The 500-nt window shown below is 35.0% G+C and carries 1 protein-coding gene; it reads right to left on the bottom strand.

The window, feature by feature from the left end:
- Positions 1 to 500: hypothetical protein (locus tag N1032_RS28205; protein WP_259544064.1), on the bottom strand; the 500-nt coding region annotated here is incomplete at both ends.

Below are 500 nucleotides of genomic sequence, written 5' to 3'. Positions count from 1 at the left end.
TCTGCTGCTGTAGTGTTGAAAACTCACTAATAAGCCCTTCACGCTTACGCTTTAGCTCTTGTTCATATCGTTTATTCTCACGATAATCAAAATCACTAAGCTGATCCCAATTTAGATTTTGATAATCTGCTAATGCTTTATCGGCTTCTAACATTGAAATTTCAATTAGATTTTTAGCAGATTCATAACGCTGATTAATTTGCTCTTCACGCTGATTTAATTCTTGCTCACGTTGAGTAAATTTCTCACCTGCAAGATAGCCATTTTGAAGCTGTTCAATTGTCATATCTTCACCATTAGGTAAAGTAATAACAGTATCTAAATCTACATCGTAAGACTCATCGTGATAATCATCACTATCAGGATCAATGCTATCATCTGTAATATCCTCTTCTACAGCATCCTCTGTTTCTGCTTCTTCTGCTTCTATTTCATCTTCAAACTTAATACCGTTTTCATCTTCTTCTAGAAAACTCCAATCAGGGGTTTCAAGTTGTTCA

Source organism: Herbiconiux daphne, from assembly GCF_024979295.1.
Classification (GTDB): domain Bacteria; phylum Actinomycetota; class Actinomycetes; order Actinomycetales; family Microbacteriaceae; genus Herbiconiux; species Herbiconiux daphnes.
Note: the sequence above shows the minus strand (reverse complement) of the source record. Positions and strands in the feature narration are given on the sequence as shown.